At 75.6% G+C, this 19,388-nt stretch carries 21 protein-coding genes; 18 read left to right on the top strand and 3 right to left on the bottom strand.

Features of this window, described 5'->3' with window-relative positions; translation table 11 throughout:
* Nucleotides 1-94 precede the first annotated feature (94 nt).
* The 3 genes from O7602_RS12305 (at nucleotide 95) to O7602_RS12295 (ending at nucleotide 1,723) form a co-directional block, all read left to right on the top strand.
* Nucleotides 95-598, top strand: a complete 504-nt coding sequence (locus O7602_RS12305; protein WP_281588901.1) for a CrcB family protein — start codon at nucleotides 95-97, stop codon at nucleotides 596-598.
* On the top strand, nucleotides 595-957 hold the full coding sequence (gene crcB, locus O7602_RS12300) for a fluoride efflux transporter CrcB (RefSeq protein WP_281588899.1): 363 nt from the start codon (nucleotides 595-597) through the stop codon (nucleotides 955-957). The genes O7602_RS12305 and crcB overlap by 4 nt, the downstream gene beginning before the upstream one ends.
* A gap of 61 nt (nucleotides 958-1,018) precedes the next feature.
* Complete coding sequence (locus tag O7602_RS12295) at nucleotides 1,019-1,723, top strand: MBL fold metallo-hydrolase (RefSeq protein WP_281588897.1); 705 nt, start codon at nucleotides 1,019-1,021, stop codon at nucleotides 1,721-1,723.
* A gap of 9 nt (nucleotides 1,724-1,732) precedes the next feature.
* Here O7602_RS12295 and O7602_RS12290 read toward each other — a convergent pair whose 3' ends face one another.
* Complete coding sequence (locus O7602_RS12290; protein ID WP_281588896.1) at nucleotides 1,733-2,065, bottom strand: hypothetical protein; 333 nt, start codon at nucleotides 2,063-2,065, stop codon at nucleotides 1,733-1,735.
* 91 nt (nucleotides 2,066-2,156) lie between these two features.
* A complete protein-coding gene (locus O7602_RS12285; RefSeq protein ID WP_281588895.1) occupies nucleotides 2,157-3,392 on the bottom strand; it encodes an MFS transporter in 1,236 nt (411 codons plus the stop codon).
* A gap of 118 nt (nucleotides 3,393-3,510) precedes the next feature.
* Here O7602_RS12285 and O7602_RS12280 point away from each other — a divergent pair, with 118 nt between their 5' ends.
* Entirely contained in the window at nucleotides 3,511-4,500 is a 990-nt protein-coding gene (locus O7602_RS12280) for a LacI family DNA-binding transcriptional regulator (RefSeq protein WP_281588893.1), read from the top strand.
* A 6-nt stretch (nucleotides 4,501-4,506) separates the two neighbouring features.
* On the opposite strand, the gene O7602_RS12275 is transcribed toward O7602_RS12280, so the two are convergent.
* Nucleotides 4,507-5,649, bottom strand: coding sequence for an FUSC family protein (locus O7602_RS12275; protein ID WP_281588891.1), 1,143 nt, complete (start codon nucleotides 5,647-5,649; stop codon nucleotides 4,507-4,509).
* A 329-nt stretch (nucleotides 5,650-5,978) separates the two neighbouring features.
* On the opposite strand from O7602_RS12275, the gene O7602_RS12270 reads away from it, so the two are divergent.
* The 14 genes from O7602_RS12270 to O7602_RS12205 all read left to right on the top strand — a co-directional run bounded on the left by O7602_RS12270 (nucleotide 5,979) and on the right by O7602_RS12205 (nucleotide 19,344).
* Nucleotides 5,979-6,713, top strand: coding sequence for a DUF3153 domain-containing protein (locus O7602_RS12270; RefSeq protein WP_281588889.1), 735 nt, complete (start codon nucleotides 5,979-5,981; stop codon nucleotides 6,711-6,713).
* Nucleotides 6,710-7,051: a hypothetical protein gene (locus O7602_RS12265; protein WP_281588887.1), complete on the top strand. Its 342-nt coding sequence runs from the start codon at nucleotides 6,710-6,712 to the stop codon at nucleotides 7,049-7,051. The genes O7602_RS12270 and O7602_RS12265 overlap by 4 nt, the downstream gene beginning before the upstream one ends.
* A 15-nt stretch (nucleotides 7,052-7,066) precedes the next feature.
* The gene (locus O7602_RS12260; protein WP_281588886.1) at nucleotides 7,067-7,675 is read left to right on the top strand and encodes a glycine zipper family protein; all 609 of its coding nucleotides are present in this window, start codon (nucleotides 7,067-7,069) and stop codon (nucleotides 7,673-7,675) included.
* Nucleotides 7,672-8,352 carry a carboxypeptidase-like regulatory domain-containing protein gene (locus tag O7602_RS12255; RefSeq protein ID WP_281588884.1) on the top strand — a complete coding sequence of 227 codons (681 nt, stop codon included), beginning with the start codon at nucleotides 7,672-7,674 and terminating at the stop codon, nucleotides 8,350-8,352. Before O7602_RS12260 ends, O7602_RS12255 begins: the two co-directional genes overlap by 4 nt.
* A 16-nt stretch (nucleotides 8,353-8,368) precedes the next feature.
* Complete coding sequence (locus O7602_RS12250) at nucleotides 8,369-9,610, top strand: phage tail sheath subtilisin-like domain-containing protein (RefSeq protein ID WP_281588882.1); 1,242 nt, start codon at nucleotides 8,369-8,371, stop codon at nucleotides 9,608-9,610.
* Between the two features lies 1 nt (nucleotide 9,611).
* Nucleotides 9,612-10,094 (top strand): phage tail protein, encoded by a 483-nt coding sequence (locus O7602_RS12245; RefSeq protein WP_091055932.1) that lies wholly within the window; start codon nucleotides 9,612-9,614, stop codon nucleotides 10,092-10,094.
* Nucleotides 10,095-11,778: 1,684 nt separating this feature from the next.
* Entirely contained in the window at nucleotides 11,779-11,901 is a 123-nt protein-coding gene (locus O7602_RS12240; RefSeq protein WP_281588877.1) for a hypothetical protein, read from the top strand.
* Nucleotides 11,901-12,662, top strand: coding sequence for a hypothetical protein (locus O7602_RS12235; protein ID WP_281588875.1), 762 nt, complete (start codon nucleotides 11,901-11,903; stop codon nucleotides 12,660-12,662). Before O7602_RS12240 ends, O7602_RS12235 begins: the two co-directional genes overlap by 1 nt.
* 52 nt (nucleotides 12,663-12,714) lie before the next feature.
* On the top strand, nucleotides 12,715-14,286 hold the full coding sequence (locus O7602_RS12230; RefSeq protein ID WP_281588873.1) for a phage baseplate assembly protein V: 1,572 nt from the start codon (nucleotides 12,715-12,717) through the stop codon (nucleotides 14,284-14,286).
* Nucleotides 14,286-14,624 (top strand): hypothetical protein, encoded by a 339-nt coding sequence (locus tag O7602_RS12225; protein ID WP_281588871.1) that lies wholly within the window; start codon nucleotides 14,286-14,288, stop codon nucleotides 14,622-14,624. Before O7602_RS12230 ends, O7602_RS12225 begins: the two co-directional genes overlap by 1 nt.
* Nucleotides 14,621-15,082 carry a GPW/gp25 family protein gene (locus O7602_RS12220; RefSeq protein ID WP_281588870.1) on the top strand — a complete coding sequence of 154 codons (462 nt, stop codon included), beginning with the start codon at nucleotides 14,621-14,623 and terminating at the stop codon, nucleotides 15,080-15,082. Before O7602_RS12225 ends, O7602_RS12220 begins: the two co-directional genes overlap by 4 nt.
* Nucleotides 15,079-17,766 carry a putative baseplate assembly protein gene (locus O7602_RS12215; protein ID WP_281588868.1) on the top strand — a complete coding sequence of 896 codons (2,688 nt, stop codon included), beginning with the start codon at nucleotides 15,079-15,081 and terminating at the stop codon, nucleotides 17,764-17,766. The genes O7602_RS12220 and O7602_RS12215 overlap by 4 nt, the downstream gene beginning before the upstream one ends.
* The gene (locus O7602_RS12210; RefSeq protein ID WP_281588867.1) at nucleotides 17,747-18,427 is read left to right on the top strand and encodes a phage tail protein; all 681 of its coding nucleotides are present in this window, start codon (nucleotides 17,747-17,749) and stop codon (nucleotides 18,425-18,427) included. Before O7602_RS12215 ends, O7602_RS12210 begins: the two co-directional genes overlap by 20 nt.
* Complete coding sequence (locus O7602_RS12205; protein WP_281588866.1) at nucleotides 18,424-19,344, top strand: hypothetical protein; 921 nt, start codon at nucleotides 18,424-18,426, stop codon at nucleotides 19,342-19,344. The genes O7602_RS12210 and O7602_RS12205 overlap by 4 nt, the downstream gene beginning before the upstream one ends.
* Nucleotides 19,345-19,388: the final 44 nt, after the last annotated feature.

Raw genomic sequence — 19,388 nt, 5'->3', positions numbered from 1 at the left:
GGGCGGGGTTATGCTCGGATGAGACCGGCGGTGGGGCCCGCCGTCCCGGGGCACGCCGGGAGAACCGCGACATCGCCAACGGTCCCTGCCAGCGATGCCCGTCCTGGTGGGAGGCACCGTGGCACGACCCCCCGAGTCCCGCGTCGACCCCGACGTCGATCTCCGCGTACCCGCCGACCGGGCGGAGCTGGCCGCGCACCCGGCGGCGGTGCTCGGCGTGATCGCCGCCGGCGGCGCGCTCGGCGCGCTGGCCCGCGCCGGCGCGCAGGCCGTCGTGCCGCGGACGCCCACCGGCTTCCCGTGGGCCACGTTCGGCGTCAACGTCACCGGTTGCCTGCTGATCGGCGTGCTGATGGCGGTGCTCGCCGCCCGGCCGGCCGGCCCGCTGGCGCGGCCGTTCCTCGGCGTCGGGCTGCTCGGCGGGTTCACCACGTTCTCCGCGTACGTGGTCGACGCGCAACGCCTGGTGACCGACGGCGCGCCGGGCACCGCGCTGGCCTACCTGGCGGCGACCGTGCTCGGCGCGTTGCTGGCGGTCGCCGCCGGGGACGTGGTGACCGGCCGGCTGCTGGCCGCGCGGCGGGGGGCGGCCCGGTGACCGTCCTGCTGGTCGCGCTCGGCGCGGCGCTCGGCGCCCCGCTGCGCTACCTCACCGACCGGGCGGTGCAGGCCCGGCACGACTCGGCGTTCCCGTGGGGCACGCTCACCGTCAACGTGGCCGGTTCGCTGCTGCTCGGCGCGGTGCTCGCGGTGCCGGCCGATCCGGCCGTCACCGCGCTGGTCGGCACCGGTTTCTGCGGCGCGCTGACCACCTGGTCCACGCTGAGCTACGAGACGCTGACGCTGGCCCGCACCGGCACGCGCCTGCACGCGTACGCGAATGTGCTGGTCAGCGTGGTCGCGGGGCTCGGCGCGGCCTTCGTCGGGTACGCGCTGGCCATTGCGGTCGGCGGTTGACGGGGCAGCCGGCCACGCGGGACGGCGATAGCATCCGGCGGAGCTGCGAGAGGATCCCGCCATGGAGCTGCGCCACCTGGCCGACCGGGTCTGGTTGGCCCCCGGCGACCCCGACCCCGGCGCGATACGACCCGCCGTGGCGGTCGTGGCCGACGACCGGGGCAGCGTGCTCGTCGACGCCGGCCACAGTCCGGCACACGCCCGGGAGATCCGCGCCGGGATCGCCGCGGCCCGGCTGCCGGAGCCGCGCTGGCTGGTCTACACCCACCACCACTGGGACCACGTGTGGGGCGCCGCCGCCTGGCCGGACGTGGAGATCGTCGGCCACGAGGCCGGCGTCGAGCCGCTGCGTGCCGAGGCGGCCCGCCCGTGGAGCCACCGGCACCTGCGGGAGGGGGTACGCGCCGAGCCCCGGCTCGGGCCCAGCCACCGGGCCCGGGCGCTCGCGGTGGACGACTGGGACGACTTCGCGGTGCTGCCGCCGACCCGCACGTTCACCGACGAGCTGATGCTGCCGACCGGCGTGGTGCTGCGGCACGTCGGTGGCCGGCACGCCCCGGACTCGACGGTGGTGCTGGTGCCGGACTCCCGGGTGCTGCTGCTCGGCGACTGCTGGTACCCGCCCCCGCTGCACGAACGCACGCCCACCGACGGGCCGGACCTGGCGCTGGCCCGCAGCCTGCTCTCCGACCACGTCGAGTGGTACGTCTCCGCACACGACGAGCCGCTGCGCCGGGATCAGGCCCGCGCCGCGCTCGGCGACTGAGCGCGGCGGTCAGCGTTTGCGGCGTTCCGGGTGCGCCCGGTTCCAGGCCCGCATCCGCTCCGGGTAGCCGGTGCGGGCCGCCTCGTAGAGCGGCACCGCGTGTCGCCTGGCGATCGTGCCGGCGACCCGGGGCGAGCCGGTGCGGCGGCGGATCCACTCGCCGTCGTGGGCGATGGCGACCACCGTGGTGTCGGTGGCGGTGGTCTCCGGTTCCAGGTAGAACTCGACGCCGCGCCGGCTGGTCACGAACGCCTCCAGTTGCGCCAGGTCCTCCCGGTTCGCCTCGCGGTCGAGCTTCGTCGGGGTCGTCGGGTCGGCGGCCCGTCGGCTGAACCAACGCATGCCCGCCTCCTCTCCTCGCCGTCGGAGTCCCAGTGCAGCACGCCCGCCTGGCAGGCGGCTGGGAGGATCGTAGGAGTCGGCTGGGCCCCGCTCAGCGGGCGGACGGCTCCGCGCCCGCGGGCGGGCGGAGCACCGGCACCAGCGCGAGCGTGGGCAGCAGGAGCAGCGGCACCAGGCCGAGCGCGTTCAACACGCCGAAGTGGTCGCCGAGGAAGCCCAGCAGCGGCGGCCCGGCGAGGAACGCGGTGTAGCCGATCACCGCGACCACGCTGACCCGGGCGGCGGCCCTGTCCTCGTCGTCTGCGGCGGCGCTCATCCCGACCGGGAACCCGAGCGACGCGCCGATCCCCCACAGCGCCACGCCGACCACGGCGAGCGGGCCGGAGCCGGCCAGCACGGTCAGGGCGGTGCCGGCGACGGCGATGCCGATGGTGCCGAACAACACCGGCACCCGACCCCAGCGGTCGATGGCGACCGTGCCGGCGGTGCGGCCCAGCGTCATCCCGACCACGAACACGCCGAACACGGCGGCGCCGACCGCCTCGTCGACGCCGTACCCGTCCACGAACGCCACCGCCAGCCAGTCGTTGGCGCTGCCCTCGGTGAACGCCATGACCAGCACCAGCAGGCCGACCAGCAGGGTGCGCGGCTCCCGCCAGGCGGCCAGCAGCGCCCGCCGCCGGGCCGCCGGCTCGCCCGCGTCGCCCGTCTCGGCCGGCGCGGACAGGAACGACCGGGCGCCGAGCAGCGTGCCGGTCAGGATCAGCACCGCCAGGACCGGCAGGTGCACCTGGATGGGTACGCCGAGCTTGGCGGCGCCGGCGCCGAGCCCCGCCCCGGCGACCGAGCCGAGACTCCAGGCGGCGTGGAACCGGGGCATGATGGTGCGCCCGAGCCGCTTCTCCACCGCCGCGCCCTCGACGTTCATCGCCACGTCGCACAGGCCGGAGCCGAAGCCGAACGCGGCGACGCCGAGCCCGACGCCGACCACCCAGCCGGCCAGCCCGGTGGCCAGGCCGGCGACGGTCATGCCGAGCGCGACCAGCACGGTCGCCACGACCACCGTGCGGGCCGGGCCGAGCCGCTGGGTGACCAGGCCGGCGGCGGGCATGGCCAGCAGCGCGCCCGCCGACATGCAGAGCAGCAGCAGGCCGAGCCGGCCCGGGCTGAGGTCGAGCGCCTCCCGGACCGCCGGCACCCGGGAGAACCAGCTCGCCACCGCGAGCCCGTTGAGGGCGAAGACGACGGCGACGCCGGTGCGGGCGGCCAGCACCGGCCGCGGCGCCGGTGGCCGTGGCGCGGCCGGCGCGTCGAGGGTGTCGCTCACGGTGCGGTCGTCCCTTCCCCGAATGGTTCCCGACGACCATCGCACACCTGAGAGCGCTATCACCACAAGCGCGCCCACGCCTTACCTCGCACGGCCCGGACCGGGCATGATGCTTCACATGGGTACGCCGACCGCACGACCGGCCACGCTCGACGACGTGGCCCGGGCCGCCGGGGTGTCCCGGGCCACCGCCTCGCGGGTGCTCGGCGGCTACGGCTTCGCCTCGGCCGGCGCCCGCGCCCGGGTGAGCGCCGCCGCCGACCACCTGGGCTACGTGCCGGACCCCACGGCCCGGGCGCTGGTGCGTGGCGCCGGGGTGCGGCTGGTGGTGGCCGTGGTGGGCCGGGACGACTCGGTCTTCGACGACCCGTACGTGCACCGGGTGGTGAGCGCCGCGTCCCGGGTGTGCGCGCCGCACGGGGTCGGGGTGGCGCTGGAGTGGCTGCCGCTCGACGATCCATCCGGCCTGGTCCGGCTCGGCGCGGACCGGGGCGTGCACGGGGTGATCCTGGTCAACACCACGCAGGCGGCGTTGGACGCGGTGCCGGCCCGGTTGCACGGCCGGGTCGCCTCGATCGGCCGGGGTTCGGCGACGGTGCCGTCGTTCGACGTGGACAACGCCGCCGGCGCCGGGGCGGTGCTGCGTCACCTGTACGCCACCGGGCGCCGCCATATCGTCATGGTGACCGGCCCTCGGTGGCTGACCTGCGCGGAACGGTCGGTGACCGCCTACCGGGAGTTGATGCGCGCGGCGGGGACGCCGGTGCGGCTGGTGACGGGCGACTTCACCGCGGCCCGGGGTGGCGCGGCGGCACTGGAGGCGCTGCGGCGGTGGCCGGACGTGGACGGGGTCTACGCGGCGAGCGACGCCACCGCGTTCGGGGTGATCGCCGCGCTGCGCGGGCAGGGCCTGGGGGTGCCGCACGACGTGGCGGTGGCCGGTTTCGACGACCTGCCGTACGCGGCGGTGAGCAGCCCGGCGCTGACCACCGCGACCCATCCGGTGGACCGGATCGCCGCCGCCGCGGCGTCGGCGGTGCTGGCGCAGGCGCCGGTCCCGCCGGAGACCGCGTTCGGGTCCACGCTCGTGACCCGGGAGAGCGCCTGAGCGGGGTCAGCGCTCCGGCCCGGTGACCGCGGCGTCGACCCGGCTGAGCACGGTGGCGTCGTCGTCCACGCCGACGCCGCGCAGCAGGTCGATGGCGGTGGCCCGGATCTGCCCGATGATCATCGCGAGCGGCAGGTTCGGGCCGGCGGTGAAGAGCCGCCCGGCCACGCGCACCGCCGCCAGCGCCGCCGCGTCGACCCGGGCGGCGTGGCCGTCGGCGACCTCCTCCTGCCCGCCCAGGTCGGCGGCGAGCGCGTCGCCGGCCGAGCGGACCGCTTCGGCAAGCGTGCGTACCGTCGCGCCCAGGTCGGCCGGGACGGGCGCCGCGCCGCGGGTGAACGTGACCGCGGCCCGGGCCAGCACGCGGACGTTGCGTACGGCGTAGTCGATCTGCCGGATCGAGCCCTCCACCGAGCGCAGCCGGCCGAGGTGCCGGCGGCGGCGGACGTTGAGCCGCAGCGCCTCGCCGGCGGCCTGGACCGCGTCGCGCAGCCGCTCCACCCCGGCGTCGGCGTGCCGGGCCCGGTCCAGCGCGGCCAGGGCGGCGGTGTCGTCGCCGCGGTCGAGCGCGTCGGCGATCTCGTCGAGCACCTCGGCCAGCTCCGCGAACGTGTGCCGGAACTCGGCGACGAGCGGGGCGAGCGGCCGGCGGGCGTCGACGAGTTGACTGGCGACCACCGCCACCGCGCCGCCGATCAGCGCGTCGACGAACCGGAACGGGATCAGCGACTCGGTCGGCGGCGACACCACCACGAGGTAGAGCGCGGAGACGGCGGCCTGCACCACGGTCACCGAGCTGGCCCCGACCGCCACCGCCAGCGAGACGGTGAGCAGGATGACGGTGAGCACGGTCCAGGTGGTACGCGGGCCGAGCGCCTGCACCACCAGGTCGGCGACGAGCACGCCGGCGGCCACGCCGAGCACCACCTCCACCGCCCGGCGGATCCGCTGGCCCCGCGCCTGACCGAGCACGATCAGCGCGGCGGCGGGGGCGAAGAACGGTTGCGGGTGACCGACGAGGCGGGTGGCGAGCATCCAGGCGACGGTGGCGGCGAGGGTCGCCTCGACCACCGGCAGCCAGCCGCGCCGCAGCCGCCCGGCCGCCTCGCGTACGGCCGGTCCGACCCGTCCCCTGGTCACCGTCGCCATCGCCCGCCTTCCTGTCGCGCCCCCACCATCCTGCGGCCTCGCGGGCCGGCCGGCAGTGATCGCCGGCACCTGACCTGGTGGATCACCCTGGCTCGGCCGGCGCCGGGAAAGGAGTTGCGACAACCTTTCAGAATATCGAGCGGGCGCGTTTCCGAGGTCGTCCGAATGGGAGAGGAAACCGGTAAGATCGGCGACAGAGCGGCGGCCGATCGCTGACTGCCGAGCCCGGCACGACCGCTCACACTGAGCGCATGAATTCGAGACTCCGCCGCAGCCGGGCCTTTCGCCTAGCGGTGTGTCTCGCCCTCGTGGCGGCACTGAGCGGCTGCATGCAGCTCAATCTCGGGTTGACCGTGAACCCCGACGACACGATCTCCGGCCAACTGCTGCTGACCGCGCAGAAGTCCGTGCTCAAGCAGCGCAACCCGGACGTCGCGGTGGCCTTCGCCGAACTGCGGCAGAACATTCCCACGCTTCCCGCCGGCACCGAGACCCGGTACGAGGACGCCACCTTCTACGGCATTCAGATCACGTACCGGAAAACGCCGCTGGCGCAATTCACGAGCGAGAGCGTGAATCTTGTTCGGGACGATGATCTCTATCGCTTCACGCTTCCGCTTGATCCCCAGAAATACGGCGGAAAGGTGGCCGAGCAGGATCCGCGGAACCAGCAGGCTTTCATGACCTTGATGGAGTTGGAGATATCCGTGACGTTCCCCGGCCGGGTGCTCGACACCAACGGCACGATCACCGGGCGCTCGGTGAGCTGGAAGGTGGTCGCCAACCAGCCCAAGCCGGCCGAGCTGCGGGCCGTCGCCGAAGCGCCGCCACCCCCCGCCACCAGCCCGGCCGCCGCCGTGGTCAGTGGTGGCTCGTTCCCCTGGCTGCCGGTCGTCGGCGGGGTGGTCGTGCTGCTGCTGGTCGTCGCCGTGGTGGTCGTCCTGCTGCTGCGCCGCTCCCGGGGCGGCAGCAAGGACACGGCACCTACCGGGCCCGCCACCGGACCCCCCGCACCACCTCACCCGACCGCACCACCACACCGTCGACAAGGGGGATCATCGTGAACGATCTCTTCACCTGGGCCGCCCTGGGCAGCCTCACCGGCGCCAGCGCCGCCACCCTGCTCGCCACGAACGTCATCGGCGGCCTGATCGGACCGAGCGGCGACAAGGCCCGCAAGTGGGTCGCGCTGGGCTTCGCGCTCCTGCTGTCCTACCTCACCGCCGCGTTCGCCGACGCCGGCCCGGAAAAGTGGATCATCGCGTTCTTCAACGGGCTGGTCATCTTCTCCGCCGCGCTCGGCATCAACCAACTCCCCCCGGGCAACCGGCAGGCGACGCAGGCGTCGCCCACCCAGCTCGCCCAGGGAAACGAGCCCCGCTTCGTCCGCTCCTGGGTCTGAGAGAGGTGACCGGACATGATCTTCGGCATCCTCAGCGCCGCCGTCCAGACCGTCTTCGGCGCCGTGCTCGGGCAGGCCGCCGCCGGCACCGTCGGCCTGCTTGTCGGCGCCGTCGTCGGCCTGCTCGTCGGCGCGCCCTTCGGCTGGGCGGCCACCTCCGCCGGCACCTACCACGCCAGCCCGAAGGGGATCCTCCTCTTCGTGGTCGACCACACGTGGAGCCTGCTCAACACGTTCGCCGGGGCGCTCTACCTGGCCCTGCACCTGGTCTTCGGCCACCAGCTCGACCGGGTCGTCTCGGCCGGCAGCGGCCGGGTCAACGTGCTCGAGGGCGTCTCGCCCCGCTACGCCACCACCATCGGCACGGTCTGCGCCGGGTCCAGCCCCGGCATCCAACGGCACGAGGACGTGCACGTGTTCCAGGCCCGGCTGCTCGGCCCGCTCTACCTGCCACTCGTCGCGCTCAACTACGCGCTGTTCACCATCGCCCCGGTATGGCTGCTCTGGCACGACCACACCAACGCGCCGATCAACAGGTTCACCCGCTACTTCGAGATCGGCGTCTACCCGCACGTCTGGAACGAGGCCATCGCGTACCGCATCCAGGGGACGCCACCGCGATGACCGGTGCGATCGAGACGGCCGTCGCGGACGTCGCGACCTGGCTGACCGGGACAGCGGGCGAGCCCGTCCCGGTCGGCCCGCCCCGCGACGACCCGGCCGGCGGCCTCACCGTCTGGCCGCTGGAGCTGCGGCCGGCCCGGCAGACCGCGTCCGGCGGTACGGCACGCGAGCCGTACCGCTTCGTGGTCCGGCTGCTGGTCAGCGGCGGCGGGCCGGCGGCGCTGCCGGCGCTGGACCGGGTGCTCGCCGCAGCCGCCGAGGGCGGCCACGCGGAGCTGGTGCTCGCCGCCGGCGACCCGGCGCTGTGGCGGGCGCTCGGCGTGGCGCCCCGGCCGGCGTTGCTGCTCGACGTGCCGGTCCGGATCGACCGTCCGACGCCGACCGCGCCGCCGGTGCGGCAGCCGCTTCAACTCCGCCAGCTCGAACTGCGCACCCTCGACGGTCGGGTGGTGGGGCCGCAGGGCCAGCCGCTGGCCGCGATGCGGGTGGAGCTGGTCGGCACCGCCCAGGCCACCGAGACCGACGCCGCCGGCCGGTTCCGGCTGGTCGGCGTGCCGCACGACCCCGACGCGCCGGACCGTCCGGTGCGGATCCGGCTGATCGGCCGGGGCCGGGTCCACACCGCCGAACTGGACCCGGCCGGCGACGACCTGGTCGTCGTCCGCGCCCCCGACTGACTCCCCAGGAGGACCGATGCCCACCTACTTCTCCCCCGGCATCTACGTCGAGGAGGTGCCCTCCGGGGCCCGCCCGATCGGGCCGGTCGGCACGAGCACCGCCGCCTTCGTCGGGGTCGCGCCGGACCGGACCGCCCACGTCGACCGACCGCAGGCGGTCAACAGCTGGACCGACTTCCTGCGCCTCTACGCCGACGGCGAGCACCTGGAGAGCACCCCGCTGGCCCGGGCCGTGTTCGGCTTCCTCGACAACGGCGGCACCCGCTGCTGGGTGGTGAACGTCGGCGAGGGCGGCCAGCTCACCGGCACCCGCGGGCGACGCGGCGGCCTGGAGGTGCTGGAGGCGATCGACGAGATCTCCATCCTGGCCGCGCCCGGCTACCACGACCCGGTCTCGCACGAGGCCCTGATCAGCACCGCCGAACGGCTGCGCACCATGGTGGCGATCTGCGACCCACCGCCGGAGGTGGCCGACGTCTCCCGACTCACCCGGGTCGCCACGCCCGCCAAGCCGGCGTCCGGGTCGGCCGCGTCCGGGAAACCCGCCGACGGTACGCCGAAGGACGCCGACGGCGACGCGCCCGGCACCGGTGGCGACCGGCCCCGGCAGTCCGACTTCGCCACCTTCTACTTCCCCTGGATCCGGGTCCGCGACCCGCTCAGCGGCGACCTGGTGCTCACCCCGCCGAGCGGGCACGTGGCCGGCATCTGGGCCCGTACCGACGCGCTGCGCGGCGTGCACAAGGCGCCGGCCAACGAGCCGGTACGCGGCGCCGTCGACCTCGCGTACCGGGTCACCCGCCCGGAGCACGACGTGCTCAACCCCAAGGGCGTCAACGTGATCCGGTTCTTCGCCGGCGAGGGCATCCGGCTCTGGGGCGCCCGTACGCTCGCCGCCGAGGCCAGCGAGTGGCGCTACCTGAACGTGCGGCGGCTCTCCATCTCCATCGAGCAGGCCATCGCGGCCGGCACCCGCTGGATGGTGTTCGAGCCGAACGACTTCACCCTGTGGCGCTCGATCCGCCGCGACATCGGCGCGTTCCTGACCCGGGTGTGGCGCGACGGCGCGCTGCTGGGCCGCACGCCCGAGGAGGCGTTCTTCGTCAAGTGCGACGAAGAGACCAACCCGGCCGACGTACGCGACGCCGGGATGGTGGTGGCGCACATCGGCATCGCGGTGGTCAAGCCCGCGGAGTTCGTGGTGTTCAAGCTGAGCCAGTGGGCCGGCGGCACCGAGACCGAGACGATCGGAGGCTGACATGCCGACCACGGCCACGCCGCAGCCGGGCGCACCCGTCGACCCGTACCGGGCGTACCACTTCAAGCTGCTCATCAACGGCGTCACCAACGGGCACTTCACCGAGGTCAGCGGCTTCGAGGTGGCGATACCGTCGCTGGCCTACCGGGAGGCCGGCAACGAGCGCATCCGCGCCGTACCCGGGCAGGTGGAGTACGCCCCGGTGACCCTCCACTTCGGCCTGACCAACGCCCGCGAGCTGTGGGACTGGGTGAACGCCGCGGCGAAGGGCACGGTCAACCGACGCAACGTGTCGGTGGTGCTGCTCGACCCGGCCGGCACCGCCGAGGTGCTGCGCTGGAACATGATCAACGCCTGGCCCACCCGGTGGCGGGGCGCCCACCTGAACACCCTCTCCCAGGAGATCGCCATCGAGGCGCTGACCCTGGCGTACGAGGGATTGGAACTGGAGTCCGGCAGTGCCGCCGCCCCGGCGACCGCGTGATCGGCTGGCCCGCGCCCTGCGGGTCACCGCCGACCGCCTCGCCACCTCCGCCGACCCTCCGCCCGCACCGGCCCCACGCCCGACCGACCGTCTCCCCGCCGCCCTGCGCCCCGCCCACCGCCTCCCCACCGCCGCGCAGCCAGCCAACCGCCTCCCCACCGCCCCACGCTCGACCGACCCGTTCCCACGTCGTCCCGGCGAGCCGCCGGAGCACTGGCTCCGCCTGGTGGCCGCCCACGCCCCCGGCCTCCTCCACGACCTGCCCCGGCCCGTCGATCAAGGAGTTGGCGTCGGCTCCGACCTCATTTCCGACGCGAACTCCTTGATCACCGGAGGGTCCGCGGGTGGGCCGGCCAGATCTTGGTACGAAACGGCCCCTGGAGGGGCCGTTTCGTACCAAGATCTACGCCGGCTTCCGGAGAGTGGGACGGAGAACTCATATTTCGGGGAGGGGCCAGCCGGGGGGCCGGGGCGGGTCGGGGGGCCGGGGCGGGTCGGGGGGCCGGGGCAGGGTGGGGATTGGGGGTGGGGCGAGAAGCGGAGGGCTCGGGGCGGGTTCGGGCTCGTGGGTGAGGTGCTGCGGCGGTGGCGGGAGGTGGTGACGCGGCTCGTCGCCGGCACCTCCGTCACGGCCGGGTTCTCGGAGGGCCGCGGTGGAGAGGGGTCGCGCGCGAGTTCCGTCCACGATCCGGCGGGCATGTCGCCCGGTCACCACGGCTGGCCGGGCGACGCACACGGTCCGGGCGGTGCGGGGCCGGCCGGCGGATTCGCCGGACCCGGCCGAACTGGTCGACCTGGGGACGGCGTCACCGGGCCGGGATGGCGCTCCGGCGTGACCGGTGCCGCGCCCGACAGTCATCTCGGCGCCCCGTACCCCGGGACCTTGGCAGCCGGCGCAGCTCCGCCGCGAGCCGACGCCGGCCAGGCGGGGACAGTCGCGGGACCAACGTGGAACGGCGCACGAGCGGCGGGACCGCCGGGCCCAGGACCAGCCGGAACGGCATGGCACGGCCCACGACCGGCCGGAGCCGGTGCGGCCGGGCAGGGGCCGGGACCGGTGACGACCAGCGCGGAAACCCGACCGGGTGTCGCGGGGGCGTACTCCTCGCCCACCACCGTCGCCGCAGCCGACCCGGATGGTCGGGCCGGCGCAACCGATCCGACCGGATCGGGGTCCGGGACCGAGGGATCAACCGCTCCGTCACACCCGACCGGGACGGGCGCGAACGGGACGGGCGCGACCGGGACGGACACGACCGGGACGGGCGCGAACGGGACGGGCGCGAACGGGACGGGGTCCGGCCGGAGGGCGGCTGACGCGGTCCGAGCCGTCGACCGGGGACGCACCGGCCGAGGTCGAGGCGGCACCGGCGGCACCGGAGGCGGCGGCACCGCTGGATCGGCGGCAGGCGTGGCCGCCGGGACCTCGGCGGGCAGCGCGTACCCGACGGATCCCGGCGGCGGGCCGCTGTGGTTCGCGCCCGATCATCCGCTCGCCCCACCACACCGGGGTACGCGCGCCGCGCACACCGGGTCCGGATCCGCCGGCCACGCGCCGGGTCGCGATCGGGTTCGGGTGCACCTGTCGTCGCCGGGACGACAAGAAACGCACCCGAAGCCGACGGCGGGCGGGCGGGAGCATGTCGTACGCCCGGGGCCGTGGCCGGTGCTGCCGGACCAGTCCATGGTGACACCCGCCCGGGATCCGTGGCCGGCGCTGCCCGACGATCCGGCGCCCCGGGCGGCGACGCGGGCGGCCCCGTGGGGTGACGCGGTCCGACTGGACCGGGAACAGGCGGGTGGCTGATGGAACGCGTCGCCTTCCTCGTGGACGAGTCCGGCACCCGGGTCGACTGCCTGCTCAACCCGGAGACCGTGCAGGTCACCCGGCTGGCCGGGGTACGGCCGCGGGGCGGCCCGGACGGTGCGCTGACCGGCGCCGGGCTGGCCGACGACCCGCTCGTGTTCACCGGCGGCGGGCGTACCGAGCTGGTGCTGGACCTGCTCTTCGACGTCGACTTCGTGGAGTCCCCGGCCCGCCCCGAGGACGTCCGCGCGCTGACCCGCCCGCTGTGGATGCTGGCCGAGAACTCGGCGGTGGAGCACGGCTGGCCCCGCCCGCCGCTGGTCCGCCTGGTGTGGGGCAAGACCTGGAACGTGCCGGGCGTGATCGCGGCGATCGCGGAGCGCTTCGACGCGTTCACGCTCACCGGCACGCCACGCCGCTCCTGGCTGCGCCTGCGGCTGGTCCGGGTGGCGGAGACCGCCGAGGCGGCCCGCGCCGGCTTCGAGGAGGAGCTGGCGGCGGCGGGCACGCCCACCGTGGCGCCCGGTTCCGCGGTGGTCGCCGCCGCGGACGGCGCGGCCGAGCCGGGCTGGTCCGGGGTGCGGTTCGACCTGCTCGCCCACGACGCGTTGGGTTCGCCGCTGCGCTGGCGGCTGCTGGCAGAGCACAACCGGATCGCCGACCCGCTTGCGGTGCCGGCCGGCACCGCCCTCGCGGTCCCCCCGACCGGTGGCACCGCACCACCGCCGGACGCCACCACCACGACGGGAGGCGCGCCGTGACCGCCACCACCACCGGAGGTACGCCGTGACCCACCACGACGGGAGGCGCGCCGTGAACCGGGCCGCGACGGTGACCGTGGACGGCCGGCCGCCGGCCGACCCGGCCCGGCTGCGCGGGATCCGGGTGGCCGCCCGGCTGGACGTGCCGACGCAGTGCGAGGTGACCCTGGCCGCCCTGCCCGGTCCGGGCGCCCTCGACCCACAGGTACGCCCCGGCGCCGCCCTCGACGTACGCCTGGACGGCACCCCGGATGCCCTGTTCACCGGTGAGGTGACCGCCGTGGAGGTGGAGTACGCGGGTGACGGCGCGGCACTGCTGCGGATCCGGGCGTACGACCCGCTGCACCGGCTGCGCAAGCGTCAGGAGTTGCGGGTGTTCGAGTCGGTGACGGCCGCCGAGCTGGCCGGGGAGCTGTGCGCCGGGCTGGGCCTGCGGGTGTCCGCCGAGGCCGACGGGCCGCGCCTGGACCGGCTGCTCCAGCACCGGCACACCGACTTGGAGCTGTTGTGCGAGGTGGCGCAGAGGGCCGGGCTGCACCTGAGCGTGGACGGTGACCGGCTGCGTCTGTTCACCCTGGACGGTCATGGCGAGCCGGTGCCGTTGACCCTCGGCGAGACCGTGCACGCGGTGCGGATCTCCGAGAACCTGGACCGGGCCGGCGCCCAGTGCGCCGCGCTGGGCTGGCATCCGCAGCGCGCCGAGCCGCTGGGCCAGCGGGCCGGCGAGGCACGCAGCGGGCGACGGATCGCGTTGCGCCCGGCGCCGGGCGACGTCGGCGCGGACGGGGTGCGTACCGCCGTGGACCAGCCCGGGCGCAGCGACGACGAGCTGGCCGCGCTGGCCCAGGCCGGGTTGGACGCCCGGGTCGCGTCACTTGTCACCGTCGAGGGCACGGCCGGGGGCGATCCGGCGTTGCGGCCGGGCCGGCGGATCGCCCTGGCCGGGGTCCCGGATCCGGTGTGCGGCGTGTACGTGCTCACGGACGTGGTGCACACGGTGGACGCCGACGGCCACCTGACCCGGTTCTCCACCGCCCCGCCGGAGCCGCCCCCGGTGGCCGCGCCCCCGGCGGCGACGGTCACCCTCGGCACGGTCACCGACGTCGACGACCCGGACGGGCTGGGCCGGGCCCGGGTGTCGCTGCCCGCGTACGGCGACCTGGACGCCGGCTGGTTGGCCGTGGCCTGTCCGGGCGCGGGCCGGGGCAAGGGCATCGTCGCGCTGCCCGACCCGGACGACACCGTGCTGGTGGCGCTGCCCGGCGGCGAGCCGGCGGCGGGCGTGGTGCTCGGCTCGCTGTTCGGCGCGGTCGAGCCGTACGACGCGGGGATCGTCTCCGGCCGGTCCCGGCGGTGGTCGGTGCGGACCGGCACCGGCCAGTCGATCGTGATCGACGACGACGGCCGCACGCTGCGGCTGGCCACCGACGCGGGCAGTTTCGTCGAGCTGCGCCCCGAGCTGACCACCGTGCACGCGGCCGGTGACCTGGTGCTGTCCGCGCCGGGTCGGGCCGTGGTGGTGCGCGCGAGGACCGTCGACTTCCTGCACGCCCCGGCGGCCGAGGACGCCGCGACCGCCGCCGCCCAGGCCCGCACCCTCGCCCGCTCCGCCGGAGGTGGCTGATGCGTTGGATCCACCGCGACTCGCTGATCACCTGCGGACACGACGGGCGGGTGGCGAACCGCCCGTCGCAGCAGTGGGTGCGCGTGCGGGGCGTGCCGGTGCTGGTGCGGCCCGACCCCGAGGAGCGCGACATCACCGCCTGCCCGAACTACGGCCCGACGATCAAACCCTGCCTGCACACCATGACCGTGACCGTCGGCTACAGCGCCTGGCTGCGGGTGGACCGGCAACCCGTGGTGCTGTCGCACCTGGACGGCCTCACCGACGGGACCCCGCCGGGGACCGTGCACCACCAGGTCCGCGACCCGCGGCAGAGCTTCCTGGGGGCGGACGCATGAGGGCCTTCCGGTTCGTGGGCGCCGGCTTCGACGCGGGCCGCGCCGGTGGGCTCGCGCTGACCGCCGCCGGCGGGCTCGCGATGACCGAGGGGGACGAGACGGTACGCCAGGCGTTGTGCCTGCTGCTGTCCACCACGCCGGGCGAGCGGCTGATGCGTCCGGGGTACGGGTCGCGGCTGCACCGGCTGGTCTTCGCGCCCAACGACGACACCACCGCCGGCCTGGCCATCCACTATGTCCGGCAGGCGATCCGGCGGTGGGAGCCGCGGGTCGAGGTGCTGGACGTGGACGCGGGGCCGGACCCGGACGACCCGTGGCGGCTGGTGATCCGGCTGGACTACCGGGTGCGGGCGAGCCTCTCCCCCGGCCAGTTGGTGTTCTCCGTGGACCTGCTGCCGCCCGACGCCGACCTCGACGACGACCCGGCCGACCGGACCGGTGAGGGGGCCATCTCATGACGCTGCCGGTGCCGCACCTGGACGACCGCGCCTTCCTCGACCTGGTCACCGAGGCCCGGGAGCGGATCCGCCGCTCCTGCCCGGACTGGACGGACCTGTCCGCGCACGACCCGGGGATGGCGTTGCTGGAGGCGTTCGCCTACCTGACCGAGGTGATGATCTACCGGCTGAACCAGTTGCCGGAGAAGGCGTACGTCGCGTTCCTGAACCTGCTCGGCGCGACCCGGCACCCGCCGGCGGCGGCCTGGGCGGACGTGCGCCTCACCCGCACCGGCGCCGATAGCGGCCCGGTCCGGGTGCCGGCCGGCACCCGGGTCGCCGCCGCCCGCGGCGCCGATCCCCGGCCGGTCGTCTTCGTGACCACCGAGCCGGCCCTGCTGCCCGCCGGCGAGACCGAGGTGACGGTACGGGTGCACCACTGCGAGCCGGTCGAGGCGGAGCTGCTGGGCACCGGCACCGGTCAGCCCGGGCAGACGTTCCGGGCCGCCCGCGCCCCGCTGACCCGCACCACCGAAGCGCTGGACCTGCTGCTCGGGGTGGAGGTGCCGACCGGTTCGGTGGAGCTGGGCGCCGCGGCCCGGGAGCACGAGGGCCGCACGTACGAGATCTGGCGGCCGGTGGACAGCTTCGCCGGTCTCGGCCCGCAGGCCAAGGTCTACCTGGTCGACCGGGCCTCCGGGGTGGTCACGTTCGCCCCGGCGCTGGACCTGCGCCCGGTAAGCGCCACCGGGACCGAACCGGACACCGGGACCGGACCGGATACCGGCACCGAGCCGGACACCGGGAACGGACCCGGGAGCGGCCCGGCCGTCGAGGGGGCGGCCGGGCCGACGACGGTGGCGGTCCCGCCGGCCGGGCGGCAGGTGCGGCTCTGGTACCGGTGCGGCGGCGGGCCGGCCGGGAACGTGGCCGCCGGGGTGCTGACCAGCCTGCGGGACCCGCTGCCGGGGCTGCGGGTGGACAACCCGGCGCCGGCCACCGGCGGGCGGGAACTGGAGTCGTTGGAGTCGGTGCTGGCGCGCGGGCCGTACGAGTTCTTCGCCCAGCAGCGCGCGGTGACCGCGCGGGACTTCGAGATCCTCGCCACCGGCTCCGGCGCGGTCGCTCGGGCCCGCGCGTTCACCCGGGCCGCCGTCTACAGCTTCGCCCGCCCGGGCGAGGTGGAGGTGGTGCTGGTGCCGTACGTGCCGGAGGCGGCCCGCCCCGGCGGCCGGCTGCCGGTGTCGATGCTGCGCGAGCACGAGGTCGAGGAGGCCCGCCGCCGGGTCGAGGCGGACCTGGAGCGGCGCCGGGCGCTGGGTACGGCGGTGCGCGCCGGCTGGGCACGCTACAAGGCGGTCTCCGTCCGGGCCCGGGTGGTGGTGCGCCGCGAGGAGGACGTCGACGCGGTCCGCCGCCGCATCCACGACCGGCTGCACCAGACGTTGAGCCCGCTGCCCACGCCGCTCAACCCGGCCGGCTGGGCGTTCGGCGAGCCGCTGCGGGCCTCGAACGTCTACCGGATGCTGGAGCACGCCGAGCCGGGCGTGCGCTACGTCGAGTCGGTGCGCTTCGTGGTGGACGAGGCGCCGGACGCGCAGGTCCGCACCGTCGCGGTGGACCAGTACCAGCCGGGCACCTGGTACGCCGGGCGGGGGCCGGTGCTGTTCCGGTCGACCGACGCGGGCGCGGGCTGGGAGCCGGCCGGCCGGTTCGACGAGGAGACGGTGGTGCGGGTGGCCCCCGCGCCCGCCCCCGTCCGCCCCGGCGTGGTGCCCCGGGCCGGCTCGGTGGCGGTGGTGAGCACCCGCGACGCCGGTGGCTCCCGGGTGCGGCTGAGCACCGACCTGGGCGAGAGCTGGACGCTGCTGACCGACCTGGAGGCCGGGGTGCGGGACCTGGCCTGGATCGACCGGGACGGCACCGGCGCGTTGCTGCTGGCCACCGACGCGGGCCTGTACGAGGTGCCGCTGCTGCCAGGCGCGGTGCCGTTGCAGATCCTGGTCGACCCGGCCGACGCCGACCGGGGTTTCTACGCGGTGCGGTCGTTCGTCTCCGAGCGGGGCGCGCCCGGGGTGGCGGTCGCCGCGCAGGCCGGGTTCGGGGTCTACCTGTCCACCGCCGCCGGCCGCCCCGGCACGTTCACCCACGTGGGTCTGGCCAACGTGGACAACCGGGTTCTCGCCGTGCAGTACGACGGCCCGGCCACGCTGCTGTGGTGCGGCGCGGGTGAGCCGGACCCGAAGAAGCCCGGCCAGGGCGCCCACCGCACCCGCCTGTTCGAGTCCGACGTGCAGTGGCAGTCGATGTCCGCCGGCTGGATCGGCGGCACCTGCCGGGACCTGGCGTTCAGCGGCCCGCTGGCGCTTGCCGCCACGCAGAGCGGCGGGGTGGTCCGGCTGGACACCCTCGCCGGGCAGCCGCAGTGGCGGTCGGTGATGGTCAACTGCGGCCTGCCGCTGCGGGACCGGACCCGGTTCTCCCCGGTGGACGCGATCGCCGCCACCGCGCCGGCCGGTGACGGCGGGCGGCTGGTGCTGGCCGGCGGCGAGCGCGGCGTGTACCGCAGCGGCGACGGCGAGGACTGGGCGGCCAGCGCCAACCAGTCCACCGCCGACGTGGTCACCGTGCCCGGCACCTGGCTGCTCTGCTCCGGCGAGCACGACATCGAGGTGGTGCGGCAGGATGCGTCGAGCGGCGATTGAGCGGCTGCTGCCGGCCGCGTACCAGCGGGCCGCCGGCCCGGGCAGCGTGCTGGGCGCGCTGCTGGACGTGATGGAGGCGCTGCACGCCCCGGACGAGGCGGTGCTCGCCGACGTCGACGCGTTGTTCGGGCCGTACCGGACGGCGGACGGGTTCGTGGCGTACCTGAGCCGGTGGGTGGCGATGGACCACGTGGTCGCCGCGCCGCCCGCGGACGCGCCGCTGCCGCTGCCGGTGGGCCGGCTGCGCGACCTGGTGGCGCACGGCGCGCTGCTGGCCCGCTGGCGGGGCACCCCGTACGGGATGCGCACCGCGTTGGAGCTGGCCACCGGGGTGACCGGGTTCGTCCTCGACGAGCCGGCGGAGCGGCCGTTCCACCTGGTGGTGCGCGTGCCGCCGGCCGCCGCGGACCGGCTGGCGCTCGTCACCCGGATCGTCGAGGCGGAGAAGCCGGCCGCGGTCACCGTCGAGGTGGTCGCCGCGCCGGCCGGCACACCCGCCGGCCCGACGCCGCCCACCGACCCGACGCCGCCCACCGACCCGACGCCGCCCACCGACCCGACGCCGCCGGCCGACCCGATGCCGCCAGAGCCGGTGCGCGCGGTCGGCCGGGCGCACGTGCCCCCTCCCCCGCCGCACGATCCGCCCGAGGAGCCGTCATGACCACCGAATGGACAGTCGTCGCCGCCGCCGAACAGTTCACCCTGGACGCCCGCAACACCGGCGAGCTGACCTTCACCGTGTCGAACCCGGGGGCGGCGCCGGACACCGTGGTGTTCGACGTCGCCCCCGGCGAGGGCAGCCAACGCGCCTGGTTCACGGTGGCCGAGCCGCAGCGCGTGGTGCCCGGGCAGGGGTCGGTGTCGGTCCTGGTCCGGCTCGCCGTGCCGCCCGGCACCCCGCCCCGGCGCTACGACGTGACCGGGTTCGCGTACTCGGCGAACACCGCGCCGGAGGAGAGTTCCCGGTCCAGCGGCCGGGTGACGTACGACGTGCGGGCGGTCGAACGGCCGAGGCGCTCGCCGTGGCCGTGGGTGGCCGCCGCGGCGGTGCTGCTGCTCGTGGTGACCGGCGTGGTGGTGTGGCTGGTGACCCGCGGCCCGGACACGCCCCCCACGCCGGCGGTGCAGCCGGTGGCGGTGGAGGCGGAGACGCTCGTCGCCGGCGCCGAGGTGACGTCGAAGAGCGCCACGAAGGCGGCGGTGGTGGCGCAGGACAACTGCTGCGGCGTGGTCTTCTCCGGCGACAAACAGTTGTTCTTCCTGGGCCGGGCGGTCGGCGACCGGGTGACCGTGTCGGTGGACCTGCCGGCGGACGGCAGGTGGCGGTTCTCCACCGTGCGCGTCACGTCGTACGACTACGCGAACACCATCTGGCTGGTGGACGGGCGGCAGGTGGGTGACACGTTCTTCGGCTTCACCCCGACCGTGGTGCGCACCGACGAGCTGGACGTGGACACGGTGGAGCTGGCCCGGGGGCCGCACACGCTGACGCTCGTGGCGGTGAGCAAGACCCAGGGCACCGACGGCTACTTCGCCGGGGTGGACCTGATCCGGTTCACCCCGGTCGACCTGCCGTGAGCGCGAGGAGTGAGCCGGTGTTGCGAGCCCCGCAGTCGCGAACC

The sequence above is a fragment of the Micromonospora sp. WMMD1128 genome, from assembly GCF_027497235.1.
GTDB lineage: Bacteria > Actinomycetota > Actinomycetes > Mycobacteriales > Micromonosporaceae > Micromonospora.
The sequence above is the reverse complement of the archived record's forward strand: the minus strand, read 5'-3'. Positions and strand labels throughout refer to the sequence as shown.

Excerpts from the sequence above, each read along its gene's own strand:
- O7602_RS12305 (WP_281588901.1), top strand. The coding sequence starts at position 95 with ATGCCCGTCCTGGTGGGAGGCACCGTGGCACGACCCCCCGAGTCCCGC.
- O7602_RS12295 (WP_281588897.1), top strand. The coding sequence starts at position 1,019 with ATGGAGCTGCGCCACCTGGCCGACCGGGTCTGGTTGGCCCCCGGCGAC.
- O7602_RS12290 (WP_281588896.1), bottom strand. The coding sequence starts at position 2,065 with ATGCGTTGGTTCAGCCGACGGGCCGCCGACCCGACGACCCCGACGAAG.
- O7602_RS12280 (WP_281588893.1), top strand. The coding sequence starts at position 3,511 with ATGGGTACGCCGACCGCACGACCGGCCACGCTCGACGACGTGGCCCGG.
- O7602_RS12275 (WP_281588891.1), bottom strand. The coding sequence starts at position 5,649 with ATGGCGACGGTGACCAGGGGACGGGTCGGACCGGCCGTACGCGAGGCG.
- O7602_RS12270 (WP_281588889.1), top strand. The coding sequence starts at position 5,979 with ATGCAGCTCAATCTCGGGTTGACCGTGAACCCCGACGACACGATCTCC.
- O7602_RS12260 (WP_281588886.1), top strand. The coding sequence starts at position 7,067 with ATGATCTTCGGCATCCTCAGCGCCGCCGTCCAGACCGTCTTCGGCGCC.
- O7602_RS12255 (WP_281588884.1), top strand. The coding sequence starts at position 7,672 with ATGACCGGTGCGATCGAGACGGCCGTCGCGGACGTCGCGACCTGGCTG.
- O7602_RS12250 (WP_281588882.1), top strand. The coding sequence starts at position 8,369 with ATGCCCACCTACTTCTCCCCCGGCATCTACGTCGAGGAGGTGCCCTCC.
- O7602_RS12245 (WP_091055932.1), top strand. The coding sequence starts at position 9,612 with ATGCCGACCACGGCCACGCCGCAGCCGGGCGCACCCGTCGACCCGTAC.
- O7602_RS12240 (WP_281588877.1), top strand. The coding sequence starts at position 11,779 with ATGGTGACACCCGCCCGGGATCCGTGGCCGGCGCTGCCCGACGATCCG.
- O7602_RS12235 (WP_281588875.1), top strand. The coding sequence starts at position 11,901 with ATGGAACGCGTCGCCTTCCTCGTGGACGAGTCCGGCACCCGGGTCGAC.
- O7602_RS12225 (WP_281588871.1), top strand. The coding sequence starts at position 14,286 with ATGCGTTGGATCCACCGCGACTCGCTGATCACCTGCGGACACGACGGG.
- O7602_RS12220 (WP_281588870.1), top strand. The coding sequence starts at position 14,621 with ATGAGGGCCTTCCGGTTCGTGGGCGCCGGCTTCGACGCGGGCCGCGCC.
- O7602_RS12215 (WP_281588868.1), top strand. The coding sequence starts at position 15,079 with ATGACGCTGCCGGTGCCGCACCTGGACGACCGCGCCTTCCTCGACCTG.
- O7602_RS12210 (WP_281588867.1), top strand. The coding sequence starts at position 17,747 with ATGCGTCGAGCGGCGATTGAGCGGCTGCTGCCGGCCGCGTACCAGCGG.
- O7602_RS12205 (WP_281588866.1), top strand. The coding sequence starts at position 18,424 with ATGACCACCGAATGGACAGTCGTCGCCGCCGCCGAACAGTTCACCCTG.